This is a genomic window from Longimicrobium sp. (assembly GCA_036389795.1).
Lineage (GTDB): Bacteria > Gemmatimonadota > Gemmatimonadetes > Longimicrobiales > Longimicrobiaceae > Longimicrobium.
The window spans coordinates 95417-115618 of record DASVWD010000099.1; the positions used below are offsets into that span (position 1 = coordinate 95417).

The 20202-nt window shown below is 71.2% G+C and carries 16 protein-coding genes and 3 tRNA genes; 4 read left to right on the plus strand and 15 right to left on the minus strand.

Annotated features, from left to right (window positions below; translation table 11 throughout):
* Positions 1 to 129: 129 nt before the first annotated feature.
* From VF746_13445 to VF746_13500, 12 genes are all read right to left on the minus strand, one after another.
* Positions 130 to 1236, minus strand: coding sequence for a hypothetical protein (locus VF746_13445; protein HEX8693423.1), 1107 nt, complete (start codon positions 1234 to 1236; stop codon positions 130 to 132).
* Entirely contained in the window at positions 1233 to 1493 is a 261-nt protein-coding gene (locus tag VF746_13450) for a hypothetical protein (protein HEX8693424.1), read from the minus strand. The genes VF746_13445 and VF746_13450 overlap by 4 nt, the downstream gene beginning before the upstream one ends.
* Before the next feature lie 3 nt (positions 1494 to 1496).
* Positions 1497 to 2423 carry a hypothetical protein gene (locus VF746_13455; protein ID HEX8693425.1) on the minus strand — a complete coding sequence of 309 codons (927 nt, stop codon included), beginning with the start codon at positions 2421 to 2423 and terminating at the stop codon, positions 1497 to 1499.
* Positions 2413 to 3498 (minus strand): helix-turn-helix domain-containing protein, encoded by a 1086-nt coding sequence (locus VF746_13460; protein ID HEX8693426.1) that lies wholly within the window; start codon positions 3496 to 3498, stop codon positions 2413 to 2415. Before VF746_13460 ends, VF746_13455 begins: the two co-directional genes overlap by 11 nt.
* Positions 3495 to 3902: a hypothetical protein gene (locus VF746_13465; GenBank protein ID HEX8693427.1), complete on the minus strand. Its 408-nt coding sequence runs from the start codon at positions 3900 to 3902 to the stop codon at positions 3495 to 3497. Before VF746_13465 ends, VF746_13460 begins: the two co-directional genes overlap by 4 nt.
* Positions 3903 to 4664 carry a hypothetical protein gene (locus VF746_13470; GenBank protein ID HEX8693428.1) on the minus strand — a complete coding sequence of 254 codons (762 nt, stop codon included), beginning with the start codon at positions 4662 to 4664 and terminating at the stop codon, positions 3903 to 3905.
* Positions 4665 to 4914: 250 nt separating this feature from the next.
* Complete coding sequence (locus tag VF746_13475; protein ID HEX8693429.1) at positions 4915 to 5643, minus strand: hypothetical protein; 729 nt, start codon at positions 5641 to 5643, stop codon at positions 4915 to 4917.
* Positions 5636 to 6019, minus strand: a complete 384-nt coding sequence (locus tag VF746_13480; protein HEX8693430.1) for a DNA methyltransferase — start codon at positions 6017 to 6019, stop codon at positions 5636 to 5638. Before VF746_13480 ends, VF746_13475 begins: the two co-directional genes overlap by 8 nt.
* On the minus strand, positions 6016 to 6822 hold the full coding sequence (locus VF746_13485; protein ID HEX8693431.1) for a phage Gp37/Gp68 family protein: 807 nt from the start codon (positions 6820 to 6822) through the stop codon (positions 6016 to 6018). The genes VF746_13480 and VF746_13485 overlap by 4 nt, the downstream gene beginning before the upstream one ends.
* Positions 6815 to 7399, minus strand: a complete 585-nt coding sequence (locus VF746_13490) for a hypothetical protein (GenBank protein ID HEX8693432.1) — start codon at positions 7397 to 7399, stop codon at positions 6815 to 6817. Before VF746_13490 ends, VF746_13485 begins: the two co-directional genes overlap by 8 nt.
* Before the next feature lie 22 nt (positions 7400 to 7421).
* Positions 7422 to 7634 (minus strand): hypothetical protein, encoded by a 213-nt coding sequence (locus VF746_13495; protein ID HEX8693433.1) that lies wholly within the window; start codon positions 7632 to 7634, stop codon positions 7422 to 7424.
* A 342-nt stretch (positions 7635 to 7976) separates the two neighbouring features.
* Positions 7977 to 10682 (minus strand): DNA cytosine methyltransferase, encoded by a 2706-nt coding sequence (locus VF746_13500; GenBank protein ID HEX8693434.1) that lies wholly within the window; start codon positions 10680 to 10682, stop codon positions 7977 to 7979.
* Between the two features lie 424 nt (positions 10683 to 11106).
* On the opposite strand from VF746_13500, the gene VF746_13505 reads away from it, so the two are divergent.
* From VF746_13505 to VF746_13515, 3 genes are all read left to right on the plus strand, one after another.
* Positions 11107 to 11172, plus strand: a tRNA-Cys gene (locus VF746_13505).
* A gap of 64 nt (positions 11173 to 11236) precedes the next feature.
* A tRNA-Glu gene (locus VF746_13510) sits at positions 11237 to 11309 on the plus strand.
* 91 nt (positions 11310 to 11400) lie between these two features.
* Positions 11401 to 11474, plus strand: a tRNA-Val gene (locus tag VF746_13515).
* A 652-nt stretch (positions 11475 to 12126) separates the two neighbouring features.
* Here the strand turns inward: VF746_13515 and VF746_13520 are convergent.
* Positions 12127 to 13689: a hypothetical protein gene (locus tag VF746_13520; protein ID HEX8693435.1), complete on the minus strand. Its 1563-nt coding sequence runs from the start codon at positions 13687 to 13689 to the stop codon at positions 12127 to 12129.
* Positions 13690 to 13707: 18 nt separating this feature from the next.
* Positions 13708 to 16752, minus strand: a complete 3045-nt coding sequence (locus VF746_13525) for a SusC/RagA family TonB-linked outer membrane protein (protein ID HEX8693436.1) — start codon at positions 16750 to 16752, stop codon at positions 13708 to 13710.
* 637 nt (positions 16753 to 17389) lie between these two features.
* On the opposite strand from VF746_13525, the gene VF746_13530 reads away from it, so the two are divergent.
* Positions 17390 to 18235 (plus strand): L,D-transpeptidase, encoded by an 846-nt coding sequence (locus VF746_13530; GenBank protein ID HEX8693437.1) that lies wholly within the window; start codon positions 17390 to 17392, stop codon positions 18233 to 18235.
* A gap of 237 nt (positions 18236 to 18472) precedes the next feature.
* Here VF746_13530 and VF746_13535 read toward each other — a convergent pair whose 3' ends face one another.
* Entirely contained in the window at positions 18473 to 19912 is a 1440-nt protein-coding gene (locus tag VF746_13535) for a serine hydrolase (GenBank protein ID HEX8693438.1), read from the minus strand.
* Positions 19913 to 20202 lie beyond the last annotated feature (290 nt).

Sequence of the window (20202 nt, forward strand, 5' to 3'; positions counted from 1 at the left end):
CGGGCAGATGCGGAACGGCGCCCGGATCGCGAGCGTGAGCTGCGCGGGGTCGGCGGCGTCCGTAGGTGAAGCAGGCGGCCACGACCCGGCGGTGGTAGTGGGTGTAAAGCGAGGCGAAGGCGTCGGGGGTCATACGCCGCACATCCCCTCGCACTCGTTCGCGAAGCCGTCGAAGAGGCTGCCCTGGCCGCGTTCCTCGGCGGTGGAGAAGTCCACCTCATCAAGCGGCAGCAGAGATGAATGCAGATAGTTCTCACCCCTGAGGGTGCCACGGCCGCCGCCGTGCCGGATGATGCGGTCGAACTCCACGGCTTCCGCGAACTCGGCTGGCGCGGTCTCCTTCATGTGGCGCCAGCGGGCGTCGTCCGTGTACGGGCAGCCGATACAAGCGCTCTTGGGCGGCGTGGGAAGTCCGCGCGACTCCCACCACTGGAGGCAGTCGCGGCGGGTCCAGCGCAGATCGATCAACGGGTAGCGGTGCTGAAGCCAGCGGATACGGCTGTCCTTCATCCGGACGGCTTCGTCCAGGCTGATACCCATCCACTGCTCTGCTACGATCCGGCGCGGTCCGGGCTGTCCCGGCCGGAGCCCCACCAGCTCGCGAACCTTGCGGGTGATGGGCTCTATCTTGAACTCCTTCGTGCATTGACGGCGCGCCATCCCCTTCGTGTAGCCCACCACGCGCTGCCCGGCGGCGCGGCGGAGGCGGCGGATCTCCCACAGAGTGGTAGCCAACCGCGCGCGCAAGTCTCGGGTAAAGATGTGCGAGCCTGTGTGCAGATCTATGATCGTCACACCCGCCCCACGCCGCTCCGCCTTCACGCTGTCGCGGATCTTCTGGAACGTCTTCTCGCTCCAACCACGCACCTCTGCGACAGCGTCTTCCAGATCTCGGCCGTCAGGCAGCATCATGCGCGTAACGGGGACCTTCACGAACACCGGCAATTGCACGTAGCGCTTGCCGGTGTTCTGCGCGATGTAGTAGCTGTCGCGGATCGAGCCGTTGCCGCGCGCGTCCGTCCCACGCGACACGCGGTAGATGGGGATCACCCCGCGCACCTGCTCCTCCAGCCAGTCCAGCCACTCATACACAGCGCGCGGCTCCCAGCCGGTGTCGGCGAAGATCGCCGCGTCGGGGACGTGCTCCAACTCGCCTGCCGCCGCCATCAGCAGCAGCGTGGACGACTGGACGCCGGCACCGAGACTGAGGATGCGAAGCATCGGTCTCTCGCTCATGTCGCCTCCGTGCAGGTCCGGCACGCCCCATAGGGCCGCTTCCTGGTCCCCGCGCACTCCGGGCAGATGCGGAACGGCGCCCGGATCGCGAGCGTGAGCTGCGCCGGGTCCGCGTCCGCGCGCGGCGTGGTCGCCAGGCGGTCCGCGAGGGAGGCGGCGGCGTCCACCATCTCTACCTCGTCGTCGTTCAAAGGGTGTCCGGCCAGGTCCGCGACGGCGTTGCGAATGGAGGCCTTCTGGTTCGGCGTAAGGGGCATGGGTCAGAACCTCACGCCGCGCAGGTCCGCGTCGCCGCCCACCTGAACCACACGGAAGGCGGCCAGCCGCGAGGCCACGCGGCCCACACTCAGGCCGAAGACGTGCTCCGCATAGTTCGCCTCCAACCGCGCGGGGTCTTCATTGGTCGACAGCCAGACGCGCCGGCCTTCGCGGCGGTTCAGGATGAGGGCGGCAAGTTCGAACGCCGCCGGGCTCACCTTGCCGCCCAGGAAGTCGTCGCAGATCCAGTCGTCGGCCTCTACACGGCGACGGATCAACGGCCACGTGGGCAGCTTCGCGTCGTAGGTGGCGCGCACCTCGTAGCGGAATGTGTCCCAGTCGTCGTACAGCACGCCCGTTCCAGGGGCCACGCCCTTCTCCAGCAGGTCGTAGAGCACGCAGTGGCCGATCACCGTCTTGCCGCGTCCGAACTCGCCCCAGAGCAGCACGCTGCGGGTTCCGGCGGTGTAGCGGTCGTTGCGATCCGCCTTCGAGAACTCGCGCGATACGGCGTAGGCGCGCTCCTGTCCGGGTCGGGGCTGGAGGTCGGCGAAGGTGGCCTTGAAGTTCCAGGGGTTGCCGCCCGCCGCTTCGCACCGCTCGAAGCGCGAGGGGGTGGGGCGAGGCGTCTGGTCGCTGTCGAGAGCTGCGGAAGCCGCCGCCGCCTGCTCGCACTCTCGCCGGTGGCACTGGGGGCAGAGTTCCGGCACCGCGCCCATCATGCGGCCGTTGCTCCAGAGGACGCCGACCGGGAACCACCATGGCGGCGGGGCCGGGCTGCCCTCCTCGGCCAGTTCAGGCGAGACCCGGCGCACCGCCGCACCCTCGGTGGAGCCGGACCGCTCCCAGCAGCGAGTGCAGAGGGCGTAGGCGTCCGCGAAGCCGCCGAACACCTCGCCGAGGGGCTGTGGCGGCTGGTCACGCCGCATCGGAGTACGTGCGGGCTCCCGGCGCGCCGGGCCGGCCGGCGGGTGCTGTCCGGCGGGGGGATGGGCGGCGGCCTGAGGCGCTGTCGTCGTGTCCGGCATGGGGCGGCGGATCCAGGTTGCGGGTTCGGTGGCGTTCGGCTTCCTGGCGGACGACGGGGGTGAAGTACGACATGCGGTCGATCTGCCGGCGTTCGGGCGTCGGCCGGTAGGCCCTGGCCGCTCGGTAGACCGCCGCCGCGATCACTTGCCGCGGGACCGGTTCCGGCGGCGGTGCGTTCTCCGCGCCTTCGCCGAAGATCTCGCCGCGCCGCCAGCGCTCCACCGCGTCCCGGTGGAGCGGGTTGGTGTGGACCAGGCGGTTGAACGCCTCGCCGACCGCGCCGTGCTGCATCCCGAGGTTGGCGAGGGAAACGACGTACCCGACGAACTCCTGCTCGTCCATCGCTTCGACGTCGCGCCTCGCGCGCCCGTCCGACTGACCGACTGGTTCAGGTGTTGGTTCATCCTTTGGTTTGGGTGACACAGCTCTGTCACCCCGCTCTGCCCCGGGTGTCACCCCGTCGGGGCCTGTGTTGTCACCCCGTGGCGTCTCTTCACCGGGTGACAAATCGTCACCCCGTCCGATGTCGGGTGCCCCGCCGGCCTCCACCTGCTCGTCCGCCTGGCCCTCGCTCCACCGCGCTGCGGCGCTGCGACGCCCGCCCTCAGCTCCGGCACGGGCGGCGCGCGCGCGGCGAGAGTCCGTAGCGCGGCCGGCGGCGGCTTGTGTCCTCCACTTCTCGCGGGTCGCGTGGTCCATGGCGAGGTCGAAGGCGATTGGTCGCTGGTCGGCCCGGATGTAGGCGGGAATGACGCTCTGGTCCCCCTCCCGAATCCACCCCTCTGCCTCCAGGGCGCAGAGGTGCCGCCGGACGGTCCGCTTGTCGCACTCGGCGTACTCAGCCAGGGTGTCCACGCCCGCCCACGCGTGGCGGCCGTTCTTGTGCGCATGTCCGGCGAGCCCCCACAGGACCAGCTTGCGCGTGGCGTTGCCGATCCGCTGGGAGATCGCCCAGGCCTGGGCTTCGGCGCTCACCGCTCGCTCTCCACTTCGTCGGGGGCCGGGGGCAGCACGCCCCGGCGGGGCTGCGGGTCGGGGTATCTGCGCCGGGGCGGCCGGATCGCGCCGGAGTCCAGTGCCGCCAGGATGCGCCGCTCCGCCGGGTGCGTGAACGTCGCCTCGCGTTCCAGGCGCGTTCGCGCGCGCTTCTGGTCGTGCAGCTCCGGCCCTCCGGCCAGGCACACCTCACAGGCGCCGGGGTCCCGGGCTTCCTCGCCTTTGCGCACGAGGTACTGGCTTCCGCCGCAGGGGCCGGGGCAGCGGCGACCCAGGAAGCCGGGCGGCACGCCGTCGGTTTCCCACCAACGCGCGGGCAACTGCGCCTCTCCGCCGGCCGGCGGAAGCGAGTCGAAAGGGATCAGGCCGGGGCGGGCGTCCATTCAGACCACCTCCTCCAGCGGGAGCGCGAGATGGCGCGCGTCGATCAACGGTCGGTGCCAGAGTGCTTCGCGGGAGATGCCGCTGCGGCGCGTACCGTTCATGCCGGCGGCCACCCGGAACGGGCCGAACGGGAGCCACGCGGCGCCCTCATTCTCGCAGACCATCACCTGCCCGTGCCGCTCCACGCACCACGACGCGAGCGCCGCGTAGTCGAAGCCCTTGCTTCCGAACCGCCGATAGTGGTTGCCGGCCCGCCCCTCATACGGCGGATCGACGAACCAGTCCGCCCTTGCATCGGGCGAATCCCAGTAGTTCGCGCAGCGCACTTTCCAGTGGCGGATGCACTGGAGTTGGTGCGCGATCCGGGCGCGGATATGCTCGCCCCAGAACTGCCGATGCCACTTTGGCTCGCGCGCCCACGCCGAGCGCGAGAGAGGCGGGTGAGCCGCGCCCTTGGAGAGCCAGAAGCCCACCAGCCAACGCGCCTCCTGCGGCACGGCCCCCAGCGCCTCGACACCCTCGCCGTCCGCCAGCAGGGGCAGCGCCAACACCTCGCTTGATCTCGCACGGATCAGGTAGTCCCAGACGCCGGCCACCTTCGGGTTCGCGTCGATGAGCAGCACGTCCAAGCGGAACCAACGGCAGGCGTAGGCGGCGCTTCCCGCGAAGGGTTCCACGATCCGCCGCGTCTGCGGGGTGGGGTAGTGGTCCGCGATGCGGTGCTTCGACCCGTAGTAGCTAAAGAAGGGCTTCAGGCGCATGCCGCCGCCTCCAGCAGGTCCACGTGTCCGCCGCCGGGTAGTTCGGCTGCACCCAGGCGCCCGCCCACGCGTGCTTCACGTACTCCGCTTCCGGCCATCTCGTCACCCCCAGCGCATCGGCAGCGGGCGAGAGGAGCACCAGGCAGCGACCCGGCGGGACGAACTGCGGCGAGTCGGGCGACTGCCGGGTATAAGTGGCGGTTGGCGAGCGGCACCGCGCGGGGATCGGCGCGCCAGGAGAGGTTCCACCTCATGCCGCCTCCACCCGGCGGAAGCCGATCACCCACACCCACGGATTGGCGTCCCAGCCGAATCCGCGCCGGGCGTGCGCGGTGTCCCACTCAGAGGCGAAGTGGGCGCGGATCAGGTCGGCGCTGGTGTACCCGGCGCTCAGGTAGAGGGCCGGAGCGAACGGTCCCGACAGGCGCAACAGGGGGTTGCCGGTCTCCGCGTTGATGGGGATCTGCACCCCTTCCGCGAAGACGCCCGCCTCGTTGATCTCCTGCAACCGCTCCACCCGCACCTCGGTGATCTCCAGCGTGAGGCGCGAGGCCCAGCGGGGAATTTGCATTGGCGAGCACCAGCGCGGCACGCCGTCGGCAGTGAAGGTGCGATCCGGAAACCAACGGCCGGGGAGACGGCCGTGGTGCGTGGGGGACGGACCGCCAGCGCGGAAGTCGAGCGCGTACCAGTCGTTCCCGCCGCCCGAGAACTTGGCGGACACCCGCGCCGCCTCGCGTAGCCACAGACGGTCACCTTCCCATCCGAGCGGGCATTCGCGGGCGAGGACGGCTCGTGAGACACGGCGTGGCAGACCGCCTGGCTGCGGCAGGAGGAGAACCTTGGCTCCGGGCACGTGGAGCGATGACTCCTCGCGGATCGGCTGCGGCTTCACCGGCACCCGACGCTCGGTCTTCCTCCCCTCCAGCGCCGCGCGCACTTGGGAGTCCGTGGGGAAGTGGATCGGGCGCTCACGCATGGGGCACCTCGGAGGCGTGAGATGCTGCGACGGTACCGACGGGCAGAACCTCCTGGTCCAAGCGGCGGGCCGCGACCTCGCACCACCGTTCGTCGACGTAGATGCCGATGGCGGTGACTCCCGCGGTTTTTGCGGCGAGGAGCGTGGTGCCCGAACCGCAGAACGGGTCAAGCGCCGATCTGGCGCCCGCTGCGGCGAGAGCCTTGCCGGTCTTGCTGGTGCGGTAGAGGCCGCGCCCGTTACCTCCCGACGTGATCCCCATGTTGTAAGGGGGACTCGTCACCACGACGTGGGAAAGGATCGACGACGACGACAGCACCTCCAACACGTCGCCGTGATAAATCGTGATGCCGTGGTGCTGATAATACGGCTTCATCGCCCCACCTCCGGGAACGCGGAAATGCTCCGGCCGTCCAGCACTGGGAACTCATCCCAGGTGCGCCCGTCCAGCAGCCTCCCGCCGGCCTTGGGCGTCCGTCCGCCCCACTGCTTCCAGAAGAACGGCACGACTGCGGCGACGCACTGATCCCGAAGCGAGCGCGCCCACGCCGGGTCGCACGGCCTGTGGCCGTCCCCGCTCTCCCCGCCCCCGATCACCCAGTGGATTCCCTCCCGAGACGGAAGCACGAGCGATCCGATGAGTGGCTCGCAGGAAAGGAAGCGGACACGGGCGGTCACGAGCCGCAGGTGCCCCACGCGGAACGCGGCCGCCTGGTTCTCCACGCTCGTTCCTAACCAGATGTGCTCCGGTACGTACCCGCCGTCGCCGGCGAAAAGGTCTGCGTTGCGGTTCACGAAGCGGCGCATCCGGCTCGGCCGCTTGGTGAGCACCTGGAAGGTGTGGCGCCGCGCCTCCAGCATGACCCGGAAGCACTCGCGCACGAAGCCGTCGGGTACATCCACGTGGAAGAGGTCCGACATGGAGTTGACGAACACCATGCGCGGCCGCGTCCAGCGGAGCGGCTGATCCAGGCGCTCGGACCACAGGCGGACCGCGAACGGGTCGGCGCGATTGGTCTCCGTGTCCACCACCGGCAGCCGCTTCCCGTAGACATCCGCCAGCCGCCCGTGTGCCAGTCTGTGGGCGTAGCAGTTGTCGCAGCCGGAGCTCACCTTTGTGCAGCCGGTGACCGGGTTCCAGGTGGCGTCGGTCCACTCAATTGCGCTGCGGTCACCCATGCCGCACCTCCTCCGTCTCCTCGGCTTCGTCGTCGCCCTCGCACCCGGGCAGCCTCCAGTTGTCCGTTCCGCGAAGAATGCGGATGGCCCGGCGAATTCGGCGCCGCGTCGTCTCTTCCGATGCGCTCAACTCGCCCCCCGCCTCTTCTATCTCCGCCAGCGCATCACTGATCGCGAGGCGGTACTCTTCGCCGGTCGGCTCAGGCTGGGGACCGCCGACGGCCTGCAGAGGGGTAGGGGAGCCGGAATCGGCGGCGGCGTGGCACGCGCACCGGCACGGCCGCTCCGGCGCGTGACCACAAAGGTAGCCGCCGGCGCAGTCGCACCACGGCTTCGAGGGCGCTGCGTCAGGATCACCGGGCGGCTGGGTCGTCCCGAAGAGGATCAGGGACGCGGCGCGGTCCGCGTGCGGTCGGATGCACTGCGGATCAGCACCAAGCGTTGCGGCACCCGCCGCGAGGGCAAGCCCTTCGAGCGCGTTCGCGAGCAACCGGTAGACGTCGGTGACCGTTAGAGGTCGCCGCTCTGGTGTGGCGGCGCCGACCACCTGATCGCCACGCGGGCACGTCTTCTCCATCTCGTCTCCAGTTCAGTTCAGTTCAGGGGAACGCCCGCCGGATCGCCTTCTTCGCCGCCCTCTCGCCCGCCCAGGGCTCCTTCGAGAGCCGCTTCCTGCCGAAGAGCCGGAGCCTCGCCCGCTCCACCCGCTTGAGGAGCGCCGCCCTAGCCAGAACGCCCCGGGCGGCCAGGCGGGCTAGTAGGCGGGGCAGGTCCCGGCGGAGCCGGATGCGGCGGCGGGTGAGACGCATCATGTGACCGTCGTCTCTGCTTGATCGCACGTGGAAGCGGGTTCCTCAGGGAAAAGAGGCATCGGGGGGCCCCCGACGCGGACGGGCCGGAGGTCACGGGCGTTCTCCCGACAGCTCGCGCGATGTGGCGCGCGTAGACGGCCACGGCCTTCCAGTAGGCCGCCATCGGCGGCTTTCCTTTCCGCCAGCAGGCTTGTGCGCGCTCGTTGGCGTCGCGCGAAAGCTCAAGCAGGAGGAGGCGCAGCTCCGCCCGCAGTACCGGGGAGAGCCGGGCGATACGCTGCGCCGACACCAGCCGCAGGACGGGATTGCGCACGTCTGGGCGGGAAGACCGCGGCGGGCCGATCACGCGGCCCTCGCTTGCGCACGCAGGTGCGGCAGGTTCGCGGCGGTGATCGCCATCGCCTCGGGCGGCGGGACGCTGTTGCCGCACATGCGGACCTGCGCCGTCTTGGTGAAGCGCCCGCCGTCCGCCCCGCGGTCGATCATGTAGCTCCGGGGGAAGCCCTGCGCGTTGTAGAGCTCCCGCGGCTGGAGCATCCGCATGGCGATGTCGGCGATCACCATGAGAACGCCTTCGATCACGACCGTCACGAGCCCCATGCGGTCGCGGGTGGAGATCGTGTCCACGGGCTCGTCGCAGCCGGAGTCCTGGCCGGCCACCGCGCCGTAGTACTTCTGAAGGAAGGCGGCAACCAGGCGGGCGTGCGGGTGCGTGGGGACCGCCCGCGCGGGCTGCTCCGGGCTGCCCTCGCCGCCGGCCGGGTCGTGGCCGTGGTCGTGCGAGAGGTGGACGGCCGCGAGTGCGTGGTGCGTCCCGCCGGCGCTCACGGTGTCGAGCGGCTCAGCCGGGTCCGCGTCCGTGCTGGTGCCGCGCAACTTCGTGAGGCTCGCGGCGACGATACCGATGGGTGCGGCTCCACCCGGGCGCTTCTCGAAGCTGTTGGCGGTGACCGTGCAGAGCGGAGTGTCCGCCTCCTGGCCGGTAGCGCCCGTTCGGAAGTGTGAGACGTGAGCGACGACGAGTCCCTGCGGCGAACCGCTCGCGCAGACGGTACCGGCGGGGTTCTCCAGCGAGCGGCCGTCGCCCTGATAGAAGCCGTCGTTGTGCTGGGCCAGGAACGCGGCAACCACGGCGTGGCGGTTGGCCGTGTCGATGGTGTCGGCCGGCTCGCCTGCGTCCCCGCCCCGATGGCCCCGGTCACCCTCTGCGCGCTCCGCGTGGTAGCTCGCCAGGTGGACGGCCGCGAGGCTGCCGCCGTTGTCGGTGGGAACCACTACCGGCGTGGGCTCCTCCAGCGAGCGCACGCGCGGCTCCTGGCCGTCGCGCTCCCCGTAGCGGGGCACGAGGATGGCGGCCGCCAGGATGTTGCGCCCGCCGCCGGTGACGGTGGGGACCGGCTCGTCCACCGCGTGGGCGGCGTTGTTGGTGTTGTTGGGCACGACCACGGGTGCGCACATCACATGCCGAGGGCGACGCCTCCGGCCGGTGCGGGGAACGCCGATGGTGACGCCGCGGTCGCGCCGGTCTCGGGGCGTCCTGAACCGCTCTCCGTGCCCGAGGTATCGGAACAGCGGCGGATTCGGGAGCATCGAGGCGACGACCAGTGCCGGGTTGCCGGTCCCGAGGATCGTGGGCGCCGGCTCCTCGCTGGAGCGCGCGCCGCTGCCCCAGCGCTTCACCCGCCCGTCCGGGGACACCTCCCCGTGCGCCGCGTCCACCAGCACCGGCGCCACCAGCGAGAAGTGCCCGCCCTTCACATCCGCCACCTGCGTCCGGAGCGGCTCGTCGATCGCGAAGGTGCGCTGCGCGGATGCGTTCGCGTGTTCGGTGAGGAGCGGCGCCACCAGTGCCACGTCGGCTTTCCCGGTCACCGTCCCGAACGGCACGTCGCCGGGCCGCTCCGGCAACTGCCCCGCCCGCCCGCCGACGCCCGCGATCAACGGCGCCACCAGGCCGTGCGCGTCGCGCGCCGCTGCGACGGTCCGGAGCGGCTCGTCCAGGCCCCTCGGCGCGTGCTCCCGCCCGCCGCCGTGGTTCAGCGTGACCACGAACGGCTTCGCGGGCGGAAGGACGTAGCGCCGGACGCCGCGCGCAGTGCGCCGCATTGTCGCATCCGCCAGCGGCCGGACCGGCGGCGCCTGGCCGTGCGCCTTGCCCCAGGCCTTCGCCTCTTCCTTGGTGGCGAAGATCGACAGCATCGGGTGGCGCCAGTCGATGCACTCCGCCGCCGTCCGCCAGGGCAGCAGTCTCCCGCTTCGGACCGCCTCGCTCTTGGGGTCCCCGTGCGTCGGCTCCGGCCAGACGATCGGCAGGCCGTCGCAGCGGGCGATCATGTAGAGCCGCTTGCGGATGGTCGGCGCGCCGGCGTTGCAGGCCCGCCGCTCCTGGAACTCGACCCGGTAGCCGAGCCCCTCCAGCGCCCGGACGAACGCGCGGAACGTCCGGCCCGCCCGCGTGGGGTCGCGCTCCAGCCACTGCTCTTTGAGCGGCACGACCTCGCCCGGCGCGGCGACGGTGCCGTCCAGCCTGACCACGCGCCCTGTCGCCTTGTCGCGCCGGGCGCGCAGCGGCCCCCACCCCCGGATCTCCTCGACGTTCTCCATCGTGATCACGGGCGGGCGCACCTGCCCGGCCCAGCGCACCAACACCCAGGCGAGCGCCCGGCGCTTGCGCGCCCGGATCGGCTTGCCGCCCTTGGCCTTGGAGTGGTCGGTGCAGTCGGGGCTCCCGTGGAGGTACTCGACCGGGTGGCCCTCGCACGCCAGGTGCGGGCACACCTCGAAGACGTCGGCCTTCTTGTGCTTCGTCGTCGGGTGGTTGAGCTCGTGCATCTGCAGCGCGTCCTCGTCGTGGTTGACGGCGAGGTCCACGGGACGGTGCAGCGCCATCTCCACCCCGACGCTCCAGCCGCCACCCCCGGCGAAGAGGTCCACGATCCAGCCGGGCTTGTGGGCGGCGGGGTGACGGTGGAGGGCTGCGGCGCGAGCGATGACGATCGCCCGCCTCTGCCCGCGCCGTCGCCCGATCGTCCGGTCAGTCGAGGGCACGCAGCCTCCGCCCGGCGATGGAATGGCGCAGCGGCTCCGACGGGGACGCATACAGATGGCCCGAGGTCGGCCGGACCAAGCCGCGGGTCAGCCTCTCCACCTCCGGCCCCGGGGACGGCGGGGCGACACGTGGGAAGCCGCCGTTGGCGAAGGCGATTTCCGCCATCGAAAGCAACCGGAAGTGCCCCGGCGAAGTAGGCGCAACGAAACTCCGGTACGGTGCGAGGGATGCACGGATGCGCTCTACCGCGCCCTGGCAGAGGGCGGTGTGGTGGGGCATGATGGCTCCGGTTGTAAGGGGTTCCAGGTGACAGCGACCAGCTTGCTACGTTTTTGCTACGTAGCGACCCGTTACCCCGTCGTGTTCGGGGTTTCCGGACCTGGCAGGGACTTGCGGAATCGCGAGGAAAGTCGCTAGTTTAGCGGACCTGAGAGGGGAGTGGCGCGGACTGCAAATCCTCGACCCCCGGTTCGAATCCGGGCGGCGCCTCTCATCCGCCGGGGGTTGACGCAAGCCCTTGAGGTGGGTAGATTTACAGGCTCTGCGGCAGCACGCCCCGTTCGTCTAGCGGCCCAGGACATCGCCCTCTCACGGCGAAAACAGGGGTTCGATTCCCCTACGGGGTACTGGCAGGAATCTGGGGGAAAAAGGGTCAGGGCCCCGCAGGCAGCAGCCCATCTCCCGGCGCGGGCGCGGTGCAAACCGGCCCGCGATAACGGTCGATTAGCTCAGCTGGTTAGAGCGCTCGCCTCACATGCGAGAGGTCCGGGGTTCGAGTCCCTGATCGACCACTGACGTGAACGAAGCCCCCGGCGCATCGCGCGCCGGGGGCTTCGTCGTGTCCGGCCCCTCACCCCGCGCGTGATCCGTCCGCGAAAACAGCCTCGCGGACGGACAGCGCGCGACCTCTCCCGCACTTCGGGGAGAGGGTGAACACCCCGGGCGCTGCGCACGACGAAGTTGCATGAGGGATGCGCGCCCGGAGGGCCGGGACGCCGCGGCCACGGGAGTTTGTGGCCGTGGTGGCCCGGCGCCGTTGGGCACGGTGGTATCGTGCCCTACGGCGCGCAGCCCGGCCCGGAGCGCAGCGGAGGGACCTGCCCAAACGCAGTGCGTGATACCATTTCGCAGGGAATCGTTCGGGTATCAGCCCTGAAAAGGTCTCACACAGAGGGCACAGAGAACACAGAGGAACAGCGGAGAGATTGAAGTTCTCTCCGTGTCCTCCGTGTCCTCTGAGTGATGCCAATCTGTTTCTCGCGAACCAGAACAATGCTCGGAAACGTGGTATGAGTGCGGAAGTGCGTAACTGCACGAGCGCCTTTCGCGCTCACGCACTCACGCGCTCACGCACCTTCCGCACTCCCCAGAGCGAAGGCGGGGGAGAGGCCCGAAGCCCCTCCCCCGCCCTCGTTTACCGCCCGAACCGGACCGCCGGAGCGCTTACGCGTTCCGGTTGATGCACTGCCCGATCGCCGTGGGGTTGGCCTCCTCCTGGATCGGGATCGGCAGGTTCACGTCGTCGCCGTACGGGCCGCCCTTGAAGTGGAAGCCCGTGGGGAACACCTGGTCCTCCAGGCGCCCGTACTGCCGGATCAGGCGGCGCATGTCGCCCAGGCGGTGCGCCGTGAGCCACAGCCAGTACGCCCGCTCCTCGAAGAACAGGTCGCGCTGGGCGGCGAAGGTGGCCGGCAGGGCGGCGATCGGCGCCAGCACCGCGGACTGCCCGGGCGCGTACCCCACCAGCTGCTGCTGGTTGACGTAGTCGTAGTTCAGCAGCTGCATGAGCGGCTGCACCTGCGAGCGCAGCACGTTCAGCGAGTCCAGCATCGCCTGCGGGTTGCCCAGGTTGAGCTGCGCCTCGGCCGCGATCAGGCGGGACTCGACGCCGCTCGCCAGCACCGTGAACGCGGGCCGGTCGGGGTACTTCAGCGCGTCGAGCTGCGGCGTGCTGTTGTCGAACCCGACGTCGTTGCCCGGGGTGGTCGAGGTCGCCGCCCCACTGTTGCGGAACCAGAGCACGCGCGGGTCGCGCGCGCGGGGCGCCGAGGTGGTGGAGACGCCCGGACCCAGGGGATGCCCCTGCGCGGCGCGGTTGGCGATCCACGGCAGCCCGTTGCCGCCCTCCCGGTCGCCGGCGACGGCCGTGCCGCCGCTGTTGGGCTGGTACGACACCGACATGCGCTCGGTGCTGCGGTTGAAGCCCCAGATGATGTTGTTCTCGCCGCCCGAGTTGGCCGAGTGGTTGATCACGTAGGTGTAGGTGAGCGGGATCCCCGCCACCGCCGCCAGCGCGTTCGCCCACTGGCCCTTGTTCTGGAACACCCGGCCGCGGCCGATGGCCGCCAGGCGCGCCTGCACCGTCTCGTTCGCCGTGCGGCCCGTGGCCGGCAGCGCCGCGATGGCCGCGTCGAAGCGGGCCAGCGCCGAGTCGAGCATCTGTTCCCGGGTGAGCCCGGGGCCGTACACGAAGGTCAGCGCCCCCGCGTCGGTGCGCTGCAGGCGGCTGATCGGCACCCCCTCGCAGTAGTTCTCCGCGAAGAAGATGAACGCGTAGCCGGCCAGGTTGCGGGCCTCGGCGCGCTGGAACTTGGCCGTGTTGCCCGGGTCGACCACGTCGTAGCGCGCGTTGATGAAGTCGGCGCTCGCGCCGGCGGTGGCCACCGACGAGAACACGCCCAGCAGCGTGCCGTTGTTGGTGTCGATCGCCCGCTTGTCGACCTCCAGGCGGGTGGGGAAGGTCTCCGAGAAGATCCACTCGTCGCCCAGCATCCCGCCGTAGAAGATCATGTTCTCGTAGCCGACGAAGAAGTCGCCGATGGCCGCCGCCCGGAGCGACGTCAGCGAGGTGAGGTCCGCGAAGTTCTCGTCCCTCGTCACGTCCTCGTCGTCGACCTCGAGCAGGGAGTCGCACCCTACGACCGGCAGCGCCAGCGCCGCGGCGAGGAGGGCGGCCCGGAGGGGGGGCGCGAAGCCCCCCCTCTTGGTATTGAAACGCATGAGCATCGTCGCTCCTTTTGCTCCCTAGAAGTTCACGTCGATCCGGGCGGTCCAGTAGCGGACCGGCGGCTGCGTGAGGAACTCGAACGTGTTGAAGTTCGACCCCGTCCCGGCGCCGTTGATCTCCGGATCCAGGCCCGTGTAGTCGGTCCAGGTCTTCAGGTTCCGGCCGGCCAGCGTCAGCGACATCCCCTGCGCCCGCAGCCGGTGGGCCAGGCTCTCGGGGAGCCCCAGCGTGAGCGCCACCTCGCGCAGCTTCACGAAGCTGGCGTCCTCGATGTACCCGGCGGCGGTGGTGAAGTCGCTGCCGCCCACGCCGCCGTACGCCGCCGCGATGTAGGCCGCCTGGTCCTCCAGCGACACATCGATGCCCGGGTACCCGGCGAACGCCTCACGGCAGTTGAAGAACGTGCCGCAGCGGAACTCCTTGGTGCTGTTGAAGTTCCGGAACCCGCCGCGGTAGTCGAGCAGCCCCGACAGCTTCACCCAGCGGAAGAGCGTCAGGTTGGTCTGGAACGACGCCTCGCGGGTGGGGAAGGGCGAGCCCAGGAACACCGCGCTGTCGGCCACCTCCACCTCGCTGATCTCGATGATGCCGTTGTTGTTGGCGTCCTCGAAGGTGTACGGCTGCTGGAAGTACGCGCCCAGCGGGAAGCCCTCCTGGTGGCGCTGCGTGTCGCCGCCCAGGCCGAAGATGATCGGCTCGATGTCGACGCCCGTCTCGGGGTCGGTGCCCAGCTCGACCAGGCGGTTGCGGGAGCGGGTGTAGGTGGCGTGCACGTCCCACTCGAAGTTGGCCGCGCGCACCAGGCGCAGGTTGAGCGACGACTCCCACCCGCGGTTGTTGACCTCGCCCAGGTTGTCGAAGCGCGACAGCGTCACGCCGAGCGACGGGGCCAGCGGGCGCGCGATCAGCGCGTCGTGCGAGGTCTTGTTGTAGTGGGTGAACTCGAGGCCCACCCGGTCGTCGAACAGGCCCAGGTCGAAGCCGAACTCCAGCTCCTCGGAGCGCTCCGGCTTCAGGTTGGGGTTGCCCACGCCGCCGATGGTGAAGCCCGGCGAGCTGGTGGTCCCCACGGTCACCGCGGTGGGCGCCAGGAAGGTCTCGGACTGGCGGAAGCCCGGGCGCAGCCCGGCCTGGCCCCACGAGGTGCGCAGGCGCAGGGTGCTGAGCGCGTCGAACTGCGGGAACCAGGGCTCCTCGGCCAGCACCCACGAGGCGCTGAGCGAGGGGTAGACGATGAAGCCGAAGTCGGCGCCGAACGCGCTGTTGTCGTCGCCGCGCAGCGCGCCCGTCAGGAACAGCCGGTCGTTCAGCGCGAACTGCTGCTGGATGTACGCGCCGAGGGTGCGGATGTCCTGGTTGGTCTCGTCGACCGCGAAGCCGGTGGCCACGCAGTTGAGCGAGCTGCACCCGGCCAGCAGGCCGCGCCCCGACGCCGAGGTCTGGCGGAAGAGCTGCTGGTCGAACTGGGTGCCGATCGAGGTCTGCCCGGTCACGCTGGGCGTGATCCCGTAGTTCGCGGTCCCGTTGGCCGTGACCGTGAAGTTGGAGATGTTGGTGCGGAACGACGAGCGGTTGCCCTCCAGCAGCGAGCCGAAGGCGATGATCCCCGGCAGCGTGGTCTGGTTGTCGTGCCGCTGCACGTTGTCCATCCCCGCCGTGGCGTTGAAGGAGAGCCAGGGCAGCGCGCGGTAGTTGGCCGTGGCGCTGGTCAGCAGGCGCTGCACGTCCTGGTTGGTGGTCAGGTTCTTCAGCTCGTCGATGGTGAAGAACCCGAAGGCGCTCTCCTGGGTGGCGCCGCCCGCGAACGCGCTGGAGACGATGCCCAGCACGTTGTTGTCGTTCTGCGGCAGCGTGAGGTCGCTGGTGATGAACCCGGTGTTGACCGTCACGTCGAGGTTGTCGCGCAGCTGGCCGCGCATGTTGGCCCGCAGGTTGATGCGGTTCAGCTCGTTGACGTCCTCGTAGACGCCCACCTCGTTCTCGAAGTCGGCCGACAGGTAGTACGTGGCCCGGTCGGTGCCGCCGGTGACGCTCATGCCGTACTTGCGGCGCGAGCCGTCGTCGAACGGCGTGGTGGCCGGGTCCTCGAGCGGGTTGAACGTCTGGATCGAGTCGATCGACACCGTGAACCCGGAGCTGCGCAGATCGAGGGCGAACCCGATGTCGCAGCCGGGGATGTCGCCGAAGTTGGTGGCGCCGAGGCGGACGTTGCAGAAGCCCGAGTAGTTCCCCGGGTACTCGTTCGGCTCGGTGATGCGGCCCTGCTCGGTGTAGAAGCTCCAGCGCGTGGCGCCGGCGCGGCCCTTCCGGGTGGTGACCAGGATCACGCCGTTGGCCGCCGCGGTGCCGTAGAGCGCCGAGGCCGCCGGCCCCTTGAGGATCTCGATGTTCTCGATGTCCTCGGGGTTGATGTCGTTCAGGCGGTTCGGGGTCTGCCCGCCCACGTCGATGCCGCCGTTGCCGTTGTCGGCGCGGACGCCGTCGATGATGAGCAGCGGGTTGTTGTTGAGCGACACGCTGGCGGAGCCGCGGATGCGGATGCGCGCGCCGGTGCCGGTGGTGCCGCTCGCCTGCAGCACGGTCACGCCCGCGGCGCGGCCCTGCAGCACCTGCGACAGGTCGTTGGTGGCGGCCAGCGGGATGTCTTCCTGCACGTTGATCTTGGGAACGTCGACGCCGACCTCGCGGGCGCGCTGCTGCTCGCCCGTGGCGGTGGCGACCAGGCCCTCCAGCGCGATCGCCCGGGTGGCGAGCGCGAAGTCGAGGGTGGCGGTCTGCCCGGTGGCGACGGTGACCGTCCGCTTGGACGTCTCGCGGCCGAGGGTGGCCGCGGTGACGGTGTAGCTGCCAGCCGGGACGCCGCGGATGCTGTAGCGACCCTGGCTGTCGGTGACGCCGCGGAGCGCGGTGCCCTCCACGGTGACGGTCGCGGACGCGATCGGCTGATTGGTGTCCGCTCCCGTGACACGTCCGGTGATGGTCCCGCCGCCCTGGGCGAACAGGGCGGTCGGCGCGGCGACGAGCGCGACCAGCAGCGCGGACAGCCTACTGAGCCTTCTCATGTGAAGTCCTCCTTGAGGCTGCTAATTGAGAGAGCAGGGAACTGCGCTCTCGGTGGTCGACCTGCGTACGTGCGGGTCCGTCGGGGTGCCTCCTTCCTGGCTGGCGGTGAGGGATCGCGGCGCCGTGACGGGGGCCCCGGACCGCCGCCTCGCGGTCCGGCCCCGCCGCGGCGGCCGCGCGGGACCTGCTCTTTCGGCCGCCCGTCCGGGCGGCGGGGTGGCGATGCACCCCTTAGGAACGTCTATGTGGCTCGGAGGATGACACTTCGCCCGGCGGACGCTTCCCGGCGCCCGGCCGGGGGCGCATAGGATATAGTCGTTCCGACGCGAAAGCGAAAGACCGTTCGTGGCCGGGCCGGGTGGCGGCCGGGTCGAACGTTCGTCCGAGCCCCGCAAAAAACGCGAGCGCCACCCATAATAACGCGGATCTTCCATCGTGCCAGTCCTTTGCTTCTCCTCCGTACACGAATGCGCCGTAACGTGCTGCTACCCGCCCCGGTCGCAGCGGGCGCTCCGGCGCCCGGCGGCGGGGGCGGTTGGCGGAGGGGCGCCGCGTGGTTAGCTTTGGGGCGGCGCGTCTCCGGGCGCGCGGCCCCTCGGACCCGCCGCCCCTCCCCTTCCCCGGAAGCGAATCCCCGTGAGAGCGAGCACCCTTGCCGCGGCCCTCGCCCTGGCGGCGGCCCCGGCCGTCCCGGCGCGGGCGCAGGACGCGGCGCCGGCCCCGGCGCCCGGGCTGCGCCTGGAGATCAACATCCCGGAGAACCGCCTGCGGGTGTTCGAGGGCGACAGCCTCCTGGAGACCTACCGGGTCTCGGTGGGGATGCCGGGGCACGACACGCCCGACGGCGAGTTCGCCATCGACCACGCGGAGTGGAACCCCTGGTGGCGGCCGCCCCCGCGCGACTGGGCGAAGGACGACAGGGTGACGCCGCCGGGGCCGCACAACCCGATGGGGCGGGTGAAGCTCTTCTTCGCGCCGCTCTACTACATCCACGGCACCCCCGACGCCGAGAACATCGGGCGGCCGGCCTCGCACGGGTGCGTGCGGATGCTCAACCGCGACGTGGTGGCGCTGGCGAAGCTCCTCCACGCGCGCCACGGCGGCTCGCTCTCCGAGGCGGAGATCGCGCGGGTGCTGGCGCGCCCCTCCGAGGCGCGCGCCTCGCGCCTGGCGGCGCCGGTTCCGCTCTCCATCCGCTACCAGCCGATCGTGGTGGAGGGCGGCGAGCTGAAGATCTTCCCCGACGTGTACGACCGGCGCCGGGTGCACGGCGAGGGGGTGCGGCAGGCGCTCCTCCAGGCGGGGTACGACGGGTCGTCGATCGGCCGCGAGGAGGTCCGCCGGGTGCTGGAGCGCGCCCGGGCCGGGAAGGGCGTGCTGAGCGTCCCCCTGGCGGAGGCGTTCGCCGGGCTGCGGCGCGCGCCCGGCGCGGCCGCGGAGGCGCTGGGGACGCAGGCCGCCCGCCCCGCCTCCCTCCCCTGACCGCCGTCGCACGACGGGGATCATGGAAGAGAGCGCCCCGGGACCGCGGCCCCCGGGGCGCTCTGCTTTATACACTTCCGAAATCGGCTGCGCATTCCAACGCCACATCAGGAAACGTCATCCTGAGGGAGCGTCCTCGCGAGACTTTCCTCCGCACCAGAGGTTAGACGCGACCGAAGGATCTACTCAACGTGGCTGGAAGCCGGCCATCGCGAGCGGGGCCGGGCACCAGCGGCGCTACGGGGCGGCGTCCAGGCGGCGGAGCTGTTCGACCGCGTTCCGGTTGCCGGGGTCGAGCTGGAGCGAGCGCCGGTAGCTGGCGACGGCGCCCTCGCGGTCGCCCGCCGCGGCCAGCGCCTCGCCCAGGCTGTCGTGCACGTTCGCCGACCGCGGGTACAGCTCCGCGTTCGCCCGGAACAGCGCCACGGCGTCCGCAGCGCGGCCGCGCTCCAGCATGCGGTACCCGAGCACGTTCAGCAGCCGCTCGTCGAAGCGGTCGGCGGGGAGCCGGGCGCGCAACCGCTCGTGCTCCCGCAACGCCGCGGCGGCCCCGCGGGCCGCCGCGACGCGGTCGATCTCCTCGCGCACCAGGCGGCGCGGATCGTCGTGGCGCTCGTAGCCGAGCGAGTCCAGCGGCACGTGCGGGCCGGGGAGCGTAATCGCCAGCAGCGGCCCGGCGATGGAGAGCCCGGTGGTGCTGTTGGCGAGCCAGACCACGCCGCCGCGGCGCGCGGGCGAGAGCATCACGAAGGCGGTGAAGCCCGTGTCCGAGTTGTCGCCCCAGTGCCAGAGCGTGGGCGCCGCGTCCAGCTCTTCCCGCGCCCACCCGAGCCCCCAGGCGACCCGCGGCGCCGCGCGCGCCTGCGCCCTCGCCATCTCCCGCGCCGTTTCGTCCCGCAGCCCCTCCCCGGCGAGGACCGCCGCCGCGAAGCGCGCGTAGTCGGACACGGTGGTGTGCAGGCTCGACGGGGCGCGGGCCGCCGCCGGCCGGCGGGGGGCGCGCGGGATGCGTCCGCCGCCGTGGCCCACGGCCGCGTCGGACGCGAGCCGCTCTTCCCACACGTAGCTGCTGCGCGCCATCCCCAGCGGCTCGAAGACGAGCGTCCGCGCGAGCCGCTCCAGCGGCTGGCCGGTCACGTGCTCCACCACGCGCTGCAGGTACGCGTACCCCTCGCCGGAGTACCGGAACGACGCGCCGGGATCGAACGCCAGCGCGAGCGAGTCGCCGGGATGCAGCTCGTTGGGGAGGCCGGTGGTGTGGCTCAGGGCCATGCGCGCGGTGATGCGCGCGGCGCGCGGGTCGCCGAGGCCGGGAAGGGGAAGGTAGTCGGCGAGCGGCCGGTCCAGCTCCAGCCTCCCCTGGTCCACCAGCCTCAGCACGGCGTACGCGAACACCGGCTTGCTCAACGACGCCGCCTCGAACACGGTGTTCTCGTCCACGGCCCCGGGCGACCCCTCCCTCCGCACGCCGAACCCCCGCGCCCACGCCACGCGCCCGTCGCGGAGCACGGCCACGGCGAGTCCCGGGATGCCGCCGCTGTCCAGCAGTGCGGGGAGCCGGCGCGCGAGCGCGGCCGTGTCGAGCCCGCCGCCCGGTGCCGGGACCGGCGCCGGGGCACGCGTCGGGGAGGCGCAGGCGGCCAGGAGGAGAACGGGGAGCAGGGGGACGTACCGCATGGGACCTCTCGGGCGGAAGGAGGCGCGAACCTGCCTTGGACGGCGCGTCTCCCGGAAGCGTTTGCACCCGCACCGGCGACGGGACCGCGACCTGCTTCCACGGCTCCGCGGAAAGGTCCGCGTGAGGGATGCGCGCCAGAACCCAAGTGCGGAAGTGCGGAAGTGCGTAACTGCTCCGTTCCCACGCACTCACGCACTCACGCACTTTCCTTCTCACCGCGGCGCGGCGGGAGGCGTTGCGGGGGCGGGCTGCTGCCAGTCGCGGCCCAGGACGACGGTGGCGTCGAGGT